Origin of the sequence: Pseudomonas sp. PDM17 (assembly GCF_014851985.1) — a bacterium.
Taxonomy (GTDB): domain Bacteria; phylum Pseudomonadota; class Gammaproteobacteria; order Pseudomonadales; family Pseudomonadaceae; genus Pseudomonas.
Genome location: NZ_JACVAT010000002.1, coordinates 970,345 through 979,965, shown reverse-complemented (window position 1 = coordinate 979,965; position 9,621 = coordinate 970,345). Strand labels below are relative to the sequence as shown.

Genomic DNA, 9,621 nt, shown 5'->3' with positions numbered 1-9,621 from the left:
CGATCAGGCGGGTGGTGTTGTCGATCACGCTGAGGCCATCGCGGGTCGCGCCGTCGGCGCCACGGGCGGCATCGGCGGCCATGGCGGCGCTGTTGGCGACGTCATGGGCGGTGGCGCTCATTTCCTGCGAGGCTGTGGCGACCTGGTCGACTTCGCGGAACTGCTGCTGCATGCCGGCGCTGGTCTGGCTGGCGATTTCCGAGGACTGGTCGGCAGTGGCGCGGGCGTCCTGCACCGAGGACTTCACGTCGCGGATGATCGGCTGCAGCTTGTCGAGGAAGCGGTTGAACCAGCCGGCCAGTTCACCCAGCTCGTCCTTGCCGCTGTAGTCCAGGCGTTTGGTCAGGTCGCCTTCGCCGCTGGCAATGTTGCGCAGCATGGCGGCGACGTTGAGGATCGGCCGGGTCACGCCGCGGGCGGTGAGCCACATGGCGAACAGGCCGATCAGGATGGCAACCAGGCCGAAGCCGAGTTGCGAGACGGTGCCTTGCACGCGCTGGTTGTCCAGTTCGTTCTGCAACTCGATGGCCGGGCCGAGCAGGACGTTCTGCGGGACTTCCAGCAGCACGCCCCAGGGCTTGGAGCCGGGGATCGGTTGCAGCGGCTCGACCACGCGCAGCTGGTCGTCCTGGCGGAACACCTGCTCATGGTTGGCGGCGATGGCCTGCAGCAGGTCGGCGCCCTGGTTGGGGTAGACCTCCTTGAGGTTCTTGCTCAGTTTGGAGGCATCCGCGCTGTGCCCGGCGAGCAGGCCAGCGGCGCTGACGATGCTGACGCGACCTTGGCCGTCGTACAGCTCCTGGCTGCCCTCGACGCTGATTTCCTGCAGCTTCTCCATGCTGATGTCCAGGCCCATGACGCCGATGACCTTGCCGTCCAGTTCCAGCGGGAAGGCGATGCTGGTCATCAGCATGCGCTTGTTGCCGACGTCGTCGAAGTACGGGTCAAGTACGCAGGGCTGGCCGGTGGTCTTGGGGCAGGTGAACCAGGCGTTGTAGGCGCTGCCGCTCGGGCCGGGGCTGGTGTCCTGCAGCAGCGACTCGGCCATGGCTTCGGATTCCAGATGGCCCGGGGTGGCCTGCGACCAGTAGATGGAGAAGCGTCCAGCGTCGTTACTGCCCAGCTCGCCCTGGCCGGCGAAGAGCTTGTCCTTGCCGTCCAGCGCATCGGGTTCGAAGGCGACATAGAGGCCCAGCAGCTCCGGGTTGCCTTCCAGCGCGGTCTTCACCTGGCGGGTCAGGTCTTCGCGCAGGTCATAGGCGTCAAGGAAGCGCTTCTGCGCCTGGTCGCGCAGGAACAGTACCTGCCGCGAGAAGCCCTTGCCGTACTGGTAGGCATCCATGATGTAGCGCTGGATACGCATGGCCTGGACTTCGCCGCGCGATTGCAGGCGGGCCTTGGCCGCCTCATCGAGCATTTCGGTGCTCGATTGCTTGACCAGCGCGGTGCTGGTTTGCGTGCGGTAGACGGACAGGCCGGAGAGCAGCGAGACGACGCCGAGCAGACACAGCCCGGCAAGCAACGTGATCTTCCACTGGATGGAGAGACGGCGCAGCAGCATGGAGGGGAATCCTTGTTTGAACTAAGCCCTGGGATGCCCGATATATCGGCCTTTCCCGCATCTTCTTGACCCGTGACGGGGCGAAACGCCGGAAAACAGGCGATTCTGGCGTGCCGTTACGACGGGCGGCGACTTTAAGGCAAAAAACGTGCGCACTACGGTGAAAATCCCGCCCAGTTGATTTCGGAAACGTCCTGATTCGACACAGGTTTTGACACCCCGCCAGGGGTTTGGCAGAGTGCGCGCCTTTTTTGCCCGCGCACAGGTGGGGCAATCCGTGAGAGGGGTGGTGAAGATGAATGCGGTGCTGATCGCCATTGGCCTGATGCTGGTGCTGAGCCTGTGTCGCGTGCATGTGGTGGTCGCATTGATCGCCGGCGCGGTGGCCGGTGGTTTGCTGGGCGGCCTGGGCATGGACGGCACGCTCAAGGCGTTCAACGAAGGCCTGGGCGCCGGTGCGACGGTGGCGCTGTCCTACGCCATGCTCGGCGCCTTTGCCGTGGCCATCGCACGCTCCGGAATGGCGCACGCGCTGGCCGATCGCGCCCTGGCGATGCTCGGCCGCCACGAGGCGAATGGCTCCAATGGCTTCAAGTGGATGATGGTCGGCCTGCTGCTGGTGGTGGCGATCTCCTCGCAGAATATCCTGCCGATCCACATCGCCTTCATCCCTCTGCTGGTGCCACCGCTGCTCTATGTGCTGACGCGCCTGCAGATCGACCGCCGGCTGATTGCCTGCGTCATCACCTTCGGCCTGATCACCCCCTACATGTTTCTGCCGGTGGGTTTCGGCAACATCTTCCTGAACCAGATTCTGCTGGCCAACGTGGCCCGCGCGGGCGTCGACGTGCAGGGCATCAACGTTACCCATGCCATGCTGATTCCGGCGCTGGGCATGGTTTGCGGCCTGCTGATCGCGGTGCTCTTCAGCTACCGGCGCAAGCGTGACTACGACCTCGAACGTATCGAGCAGGCCGAGCGGGTCGATACGCCGTACAGCAGGATGAGCCTGGTGGTGGCGGGCGTCGCGGTCGCGGCGGCCTTTGCCGTGCAACTGCTGCTGGATTCGATGATCCTCGGCGCGCTGGTGGGCTTTCTGGTGTTCTCGCTGTCCGGCGTGGTGCGCTGGAAGGAAGCGGACGACCTGTTCACCGAAGGCATGAAGATGATGGCCATGATCGGCTTCATCATGATCGCCGCCCAGGGTTTCGCTGCGGTGATGACCGCCACTGGGCAGGTCTCCAGCCTGGTGGACAGCGCCGCCGGCTGGATCGGCAGCAGCAAGGCGCTGGGCGCCTTCATGATGCTGCTGGTGGGCCTGTTGGTGACCATGGGCATCGGCTCGTCGTTCTCCACGGTGCCGATCATTGCCGCGATCTTCGTGCCGCTGGCGGTGCACCTGGGCTTCAGCCCGCTGGCCATCGTCAGCATCGTGGGGACTGCGGGCGCGTTGGGCGATGCGGGCTCGCCGGCGTCGGACTCCACCCTCGGCCCGACCTCGGGCCTGAACGTGGACGGCCAGCACAACCACATCTGGGACACCGTGGTGCCCACCTTCCTGCACTACAACCTGCCGCTGCTGGTATTCGGCTGGGTGGCCGCAATGGTGCTCTAGAGCGCTCGCGCGCACGGAACGCGCGCTGAAAGTTGCACTTGGCGGTGCAACTGCTGACTAATGAGCAGGTTTATCCCTCCATGGACCCGCTCATGTTCGAATCGAAACTGGAATACCGGACGTTCCTCGCCCTGTTGCTGGTGGTGACGCTCGCCTTCGGCTGGATCCTGCTGCCGTTCTACGGGGCGGTTTTCTGGGGCACCATCCTGGCGATCATCTTCGCCCCGCTGCAGCGCCGCCTGCGAGTCAAACTCAACGGGCGCAACAACCTTGCCGCGCTGATCTCCCTGGCGGTGTGCTTCCTGATCGTGATCCTGCCGGTAACTTTCATCGCCGGAGCGCTGGTGCAGGAGGGGGCGACCGTCTACCAGCGGTTGAAGTCCGGTGAGCTGAACTTCATCGCCTACTACCAGCAGGCGGTCGCCGCGCTGCCGGGCTGGGCGCACCAGTTGCTGGAGCGCTTTGATCTGGCGGACCTCTCCAGCCTGCAGGAAAAGCTCTCGGCGGGCGCGATGCAGGCCAGCCAGCTGGTGGCCACCAAGGCCTTCAGCATCGGCCAGAACACCTTCGAGTTCGTCATCAGCTTCGGCATCATGCTGTACCTGCTGTTCTTCCTGCTGCGCGACGGCCCGACCCTGGGCAAGCGGATCAAGCAGGCGGTACCGCTGAGCGGGGAGCACAAGCAACACCTGTTCGCCAAGTTCACCACGGTGATCCGCGCCACGGTGAAGGGCAACATCGCCGTGGCTGCGACCCAGGGCGCGCTGGGCGGGCTGATCTTCTGGTTCCTCGGCATCCAGGGCTCGCTGCTCTGGGGCACGCTGATGGCCTTCCTCTCGCTGCTCCCGGCAATTGGCGCGGGGCTGATCTGGGTCCCGGTGGCGGCTTACTTCCTGCTCACCGGGGCGATCTGGCAGGGCGTTGTGCTGACGCTGTTCTGCGTGGTGGTGATCGGCCTGGTGGACAACATCCTGCGCCCGATCCTGGTGGGCAAGGACACCAAGATGCCCGACTACGTGGTGCTGATCTCCACCCTCGGCGGCATGTCGCTGTTCGGTCTCAATGGCTTCGTCATCGGCCCGCTGATCGCCGCGCTGTTCATGGCCTCCTGGGACCTGTTCACCGGTCGTGAAGGCGAAGCAGCCAAGCCGGCAGAGTAGGGCAGAGCACCCATCCTACGAAAAGCCGCAACGCCTCACGGCAATAAATCAGCCGAATGAAAAACCCCGCCGAAGCGGGGTTTTTTGTTGCCTGTCGACCTTAGCCGGCGATGGCTACCAGGCCGCTGTGCTGGAGGATGTCCAGCAGCGGTTGCGGGTAGACGCCGAGGAAGAAGGCGAGCAGGGCGATGGCTACCAGCATGATGCCGCCGGCGCGCTGGGCCCAGTCCAGGGGCGCGTCGTGGCGCTTCATGTTCGGCTCGACCAGGAACATGGTCACCATGACACGCAGGTAGTAGAACAGGCCGATGGCGCTGCCCAGTACCAGGGCGCCGACCAGCCACCAGTGCTGGGACTCGACACCGGTGGCGACGATGTAGAACTTGCCGATGAAGCCGGCGGTTAGCGGGATGCCGGCCAGGGACAGCATCATCACGGTCATTACCGCCGTCAGCACCGGACGGCGCCAGAACAGGCCGCGGTACTCGAACAGCGCGTCGGCGTCGCGGCCGCTGTACGGGGTGGACATCAGGGTGACCACGCCGAAGGCGCCCAGGGTAGTGACGACATAGGTGGTCAGGTAGACGCCGACCGCTTCCACGGCCAGACCCTTGCTCGCCACCAGGGCGATCAGCAGGTAGCCGAAGTGGGCGATGGACGAGTAGCCGAGCAGGCGCTTGATGTTGCTCTGGGTCAGCGCCAGCAGGTTACCGATCAGGATCGAGGCGACAGCGATGACCGCGATGGCGTCATGCAGCAGGCCGTTGTTCAGGGCCGCCGGAGCGATCTGGAACAGGCGCAGCAGCACGGCGAACACGGCGACCTTGGCGGTGGTCGCCAGGAAGGTGGCGACCGGAGCCGGGGCGCCTTCGTAGACGTCCGGGGTCCACAGGTGGAACGGCGCCAGGGACAGCTTGAAGCCCAGGCCGACGACCATCATGCCGACGCCGATGGCCAGCAGCGGGCCGTGGCTGGTGCCTTCGGCCAGCGACGCGCCGATGGCGGAGAAGCCCAGGTTGCCGGACTCGGCGTAGAGCAGGGCCATGCCGAACAGCAGGAACGCGGAGCCGGCGGCGGACAGTACGGTGTACTTGATGCCCGCTTCCAGGGTGCGCTTGTTGAAGAAGGCGTAGGCCACCATGCCGTAGACCGGCACCGACAGCAGCTCCAGACCGATGAACAGGCCGGCCAGGTTCTGCGCGCTGACCAGTACCAGGCCGCCTGCGGTGGAGAGCAGGAGCAGCAGGTACAGTTCCTCGCGGTTGCCCGGGAAGCTTTCCATGTAGGCGTGGGCGAGGGTAGTGCAGGCCAGGGCGCCGATCAGGATCAGGGCCATGTAGAAGCAGGCGAAGTTGTCGACCACCATGAGCGGGGTGACTTCGATCGGGGTGACTTTCAGCACCGGGATGATCGACAGCAGGGCCAGGTTCAGACCGATCACCGAGAGGGTGGCGGCCATCGAGTGGTTACGCTTCCAGGCTACCGCGAGCATCACCACCACCAGGGTGGCGCTGGTGATGAGCAGTGGCAGAAGCGCGATGAAGTGTTGAATCGTGAAGGTCATTTCGCGCTTACCGTGCTGCCAGAGTGGAGAGGGCGGCACCCAGCCATTGCTGGACGCCGTGCATGGTTGCCGCGGAGGTGTCGAGGACCGGCTGCGGGTAGACGCCGAGCACGATCAGCAGCACCGCCAGGCCGAGCACCATGGAGAGCTCGCGGAAGTTCAGACCAGCGATGGTGGTGTCGGACTTGGCCGGGCCGAAGTAGGCGCGGTGGATCATGATCAGCGAGTAGACCGAGCCGAACACCAAGCCGAAGGTGGCAATCACGGTGATCACCGGAACGACCTTGAAGCTGCCCAGCAGGATCAGGAATTCGCCGACGAAGTTGCCGGTGCCCGGCAGGCCCAGCGACGCGGTGGCGAAGAACAGGGCCACGGCTGGCAGGTACGGAATGCGCGACCACAGGCCGCCCATCTTGCGCATGTCACGGGTGTGCAGGCGCTCGTACAGCTGGCCACACAGGATGAACAGCGCGGCAGCGGAGAGGCCGTGGGCGATCATCTGCACGACGACACCCTGCAGCGCCTGGGGGCTGCCGGAGTAGATGCCGATCATCACGAAGCCCATGTGCGACACGGAGGAGTACGCCACCAGGCGCTTGATGTCGGTCTGTGCGAACGACAGGAAGGCGCCGTAGAAAATGCCGATCAGACCCAGGGTCATGGCAATCGGAGCGAACTCGGCCGAGGCGTTGGGGAACAGCGGCAGGGCGAAGCGGATCAGGCCGTAGGCGGCGGTCTTCAGCAGGATGCCGGCCAGGTCCACGGAACCGGCGGTCGGCGCCTGGGCGTGGGCGTCCGGCAGCCAGGAGTGCACCGGCACGACCGGCATCTTCACCGCGAAGGCGACGAAGAAGCCGAGCATCAGCAGCCATTCGGTGTGCGGCGGCAGCTGGGTCTTCAGCAGGTCGGCGTAGTTGAAGGTCAGCACGCCGGTGCTGTTGTAGTGCACGAACACCAGGCCCAGGATCGCCACCAGCATCACCAGGCCGCTGGCCTGGGTGAAGATGAAGAACTTGGTGGCGGCGTAGATGCGGGTCTTCTTGCCGTCGTCCGAGCTATGACCCCAGAGTGCGATGAGGAAATACATCGGCACCAGCATCATTTCCCAGAAGAAGAAGAACAGGAACAGGTCGACGGCGAGGAACACGCCGATCACACCGCCCAGGATCCACAGCAGGTTCAGGTGGAAGAAGCCGATGCGACGCTGGATCTCGTTCCACGAGCAGAGGACGGACAGCACGCCGAGCAGGCCGGTCAGAGCGACCATCAGCAGGGACAGACCGTCCATTGCCAGGTGCACGCTGATGCCGAAGCGCGAGATCCAGGGTACCTGGAATTGCAGGGTCCATTGCGGCTCGCCACCGGGTGCCGGGGCGAGCTGGAAGTCACCGGTGTGCCACACCCACAGGCTCAGCGCCAGGGTGAGGACCATCGATCCCAGGGCGACCCAGCGGGGCAGGGTCTTGCTGGTGTACTCGGCGATCCAGCAAAGGAAGCCGCCGATGAAGGGGATCAGGATTAGCCAGGGCAGAATCATGTCGGGCTCAATCTCTTTCGTGAATTCATTAAGCCAGCAGCAGCGCGCCGAGGAGCAGCGCGGCGCCACCCACCAGGGAAGCGGCGTACCAACGCAGGCGGCCGTTCTCGGTGAGGCTGAGGAGTTTGTGACCACCACGGGCGGTGAGCGGGACCAGGACCAGGGTCTTGTCGATCGGGTCCGCGGCCAGCAGGCGGCAGATCAGCAGATAGGGTTTCACGAACAGCTTGTCGTACAGCCAATCGAAGCCCCAGGCATGCAGCCACCAGGTACCGAAGAAGCGGCCCGGTGCGCTCTGGGCGACGGCAGTGACGAAGCGGCGCTTGCCGAGGAACAGCAGGCCCGCCAGCAGGATACCGGCGATGGCGATGGCGCCCGAGGCGATTTCCAGGCTGTGCTTGGCTTCACCACCGGCATGACCGGCGCTTTCCGGCAGGACGCCGGCCAGCGGCGGAGTGATCAGCGCGCCGATGAAGGTGGAGAGCACGATCAGGACACCCAGCGGCAGCCAGTGGCTGACGCCATGGCCGGCGTGCGCTTCGGTCTTCGCTTCGCCGTGGAAGGCGATGAAGATCAGGCGGAAGGTGTACAGCGAGGTCATGAACGCACCGACGAGCCCTGCGATCAGCAGGTTCTGGTGACCGCTGGCGAAGGCTTCCCAGAGGATCTCGTCCTTGGAGTAGAAGCCGGCGGTCAGGAAGGGCAGGGCAGACAGGGCGGCACCACCGACCACGAAGCTCGCGTAGGCCAGCGGCAGTTTCTTCCACAGACCACCCATCTTGAAGATGTTCTGCTCGTGGTGGCAGGCGACGATCACCGCACCCGAAGCAAGGAACAGCAGGGCCTTGAAGAAGGCGTGGGTCATCAGGTGGAAGATCGCGCCACCCCAGGCGCCAACGCCCAGGGCCAGGAACATGTAGCCGATCTGGCTCATGGTCGAGTAGGCGAGGATACGCTTGATGTCGGTTTGCACCAGGGCGGCGAAGCCGGCCAGGACCAGGGTCACTGCACCGATGACGCCAACCAGTTCCAGGACGTTCGGAGCCAGCTCGAACAGGCCGTGGCAACGGGCGATCAGGTAGACGCCCGCGGTTACCATGGTGGCGGCGTGGATCAGTGCGGAAACCGGAGTCGGGCCGGCCATCGCGTCCGCCAGCCAGGTCTGCAGCGGCAGCTGGGCAGATTTGCCGACGGCGCCGCCGAGCAGCATCAAGGTTGCCAGGGTGATCCACAGGTCGCCCTTGGCGAAGTGCTGCGGAGCCAGGACCAGCAACTCCTGGATGTTCAGCGTGCCCAGGTGCTGGAACAGGATGAACATGCCGATGGCGAAGAACACGTCACCCACGCGGGTCACGATGAAGGCCTTCAGCGCTGCGTTGCCGTTGGGTACGTGGTTGTAATAGAAACCGATCAGCAGGTAGGAGCAGAGGCCCACACCTTCCCAGCCGAAGTACATGAACAGCAGGTTATCGCCCAGCACCAGGAACAGCATGCTGGCGATGAACAGGTTGGTGTACGCGAAGAAACGCGAGTAGCCGGTTTCACCGCGCATGTACCAGGAGGCGAACAGGTGGATCAGGAAGCCGACGCCGGTGACCACGCCGAGCATGGTGACCGACAGGCCGTCCAGGTACAGAGTGAAGTTGGTCTTGAAGTCGCCAACGCTCATCCATTGCCACAGCACCAGGCTGTAGGCGCCACCTTCGGGCGGGTTGCTGTGGAAGCTCCAGATCGCCCAGAAGGCGGAGAGGGCCGCGAGGCCCACGGAGCCGACACCCACCAGTGCCGAGAGATTTTCCGACCACTTGCCACGGGAGAACGAGAGCAGCAGGAAGCCGACCAGGGGGAACAGGAAAGTAAGGGGCAGCAGGTTCATCCGCGCATCTCGCTGGCAGCGTCGATATCGAGGGTATGGAAGCGGCGATACAGCTGGAGCAGGATCGCCAGGCCAATGCTGGCCTCGGCCGCAGCCAGGCTGAGCACCAGGATGAACATCACCTGGCCGTCAGGCTGGCCCCAGCGGGCACCACCGACCACGAAGGCCAGAGCGGCGGCGTTCATCATCACTTCCAGGCTCATCAGTACGAACAGGATGTTGCGTCGTACCATCAGGCCCACCAGGCCGAAGCAGAACAGCACACCGGCGAGCGCCAGTCCGTGTTCGAGAGGGATTGCATTCATGGT

The 9,621-nt window shown here is 64.6% G+C and carries 7 protein-coding genes; 2 read left to right on the top strand and 5 right to left on the bottom strand.

The genetic code is table 11. From position 1 onward, the window contains the following. Nucleotides 1-1,561 (bottom strand): methyl-accepting chemotaxis protein (locus IB256_RS10190; protein WP_192402408.1); only part of this gene is annotated, 1,561 nt, incomplete at its 3' end. Between the two features lie 295 nt (nucleotides 1,562-1,856). On the opposite strand from IB256_RS10190, the gene IB256_RS10185 reads away from it, so the two are divergent. Both IB256_RS10185 and IB256_RS10180 read left to right on the top strand, forming a co-directional pair. Continuing rightward, entirely contained in the window at nucleotides 1,857-3,176 is a 1,320-nt protein-coding gene (locus tag IB256_RS10185; RefSeq protein ID WP_192296200.1) for a Na+/H+ antiporter family protein, read from the top strand. Nucleotides 3,177-3,268: 92 nt separating this feature from the next. Further along, the gene (locus tag IB256_RS10180; RefSeq protein WP_192296199.1) at nucleotides 3,269-4,336 is read left to right on the top strand and encodes an AI-2E family transporter; all 1,068 of its coding nucleotides are present in this window, start codon (nucleotides 3,269-3,271) and stop codon (nucleotides 4,334-4,336) included. A gap of 100 nt (nucleotides 4,337-4,436) precedes the next feature. Here IB256_RS10180 and nuoN read toward each other — a convergent pair whose 3' ends face one another. The 4 genes from nuoN to nuoK are packed head-to-tail and all read right to left on the bottom strand — an operon-like array spanning nucleotide 4,437 to nucleotide 9,618. After that, a complete protein-coding gene (nuoN, locus tag IB256_RS10175) occupies nucleotides 4,437-5,900 on the bottom strand; it encodes an NADH-quinone oxidoreductase subunit NuoN (RefSeq protein WP_081520495.1) in 1,464 nt (487 codons plus the stop codon). A 7-nt stretch (nucleotides 5,901-5,907) separates the two neighbouring features. Beyond that, complete coding sequence (gene nuoM / locus IB256_RS10170; RefSeq protein ID WP_192296198.1) at nucleotides 5,908-7,437, bottom strand: NADH-quinone oxidoreductase subunit M; 1,530 nt, start codon at nucleotides 7,435-7,437, stop codon at nucleotides 5,908-5,910. A 28-nt stretch (nucleotides 7,438-7,465) separates the two neighbouring features. Then, nucleotides 7,466-9,313 carry an NADH-quinone oxidoreductase subunit L gene (nuoL, locus tag IB256_RS10165; protein WP_192296197.1) on the bottom strand — a complete coding sequence of 616 codons (1,848 nt, stop codon included), beginning with the start codon at nucleotides 9,311-9,313 and terminating at the stop codon, nucleotides 7,466-7,468. Then, nucleotides 9,310-9,618 (bottom strand): NADH-quinone oxidoreductase subunit NuoK, encoded by a 309-nt coding sequence (gene nuoK / locus IB256_RS10160; protein ID WP_017517116.1) that lies wholly within the window; start codon nucleotides 9,616-9,618, stop codon nucleotides 9,310-9,312. The genes nuoL and nuoK overlap by 4 nt, the downstream gene beginning before the upstream one ends. Nucleotides 9,619-9,621 lie beyond the last annotated feature (3 nt).

Bases quoted from the DNA above. Each gene is read 5' to 3' on its own strand.
- IB256_RS10185 (WP_192296200.1), top strand. From the start codon at position 1,857: ATGAATGCGGTGCTGATCGCCATTGGCCTGATGCTGGTGCTGAGCCTG.
- IB256_RS10180 (WP_192296199.1), top strand. From the start codon at position 3,269: ATGTTCGAATCGAAACTGGAATACCGGACGTTCCTCGCCCTGTTGCTG.
- nuoN (WP_081520495.1), bottom strand. From the start codon at position 5,900: ATGACCTTCACGATTCAACACTTCATCGCGCTTCTGCCACTGCTCATC.
- nuoM (WP_192296198.1), bottom strand. From the start codon at position 7,437: ATGATTCTGCCCTGGCTAATCCTGATCCCCTTCATCGGCGGCTTCCTT.
- nuoL (WP_192296197.1), bottom strand. From the start codon at position 9,313: ATGAACCTGCTGCCCCTTACTTTCCTGTTCCCCCTGGTCGGCTTCCTG.
- nuoK (WP_017517116.1), bottom strand. From the start codon at position 9,618: ATGAATGCAATCCCTCTCGAACACGGACTGGCGCTCGCCGGTGTGCTG.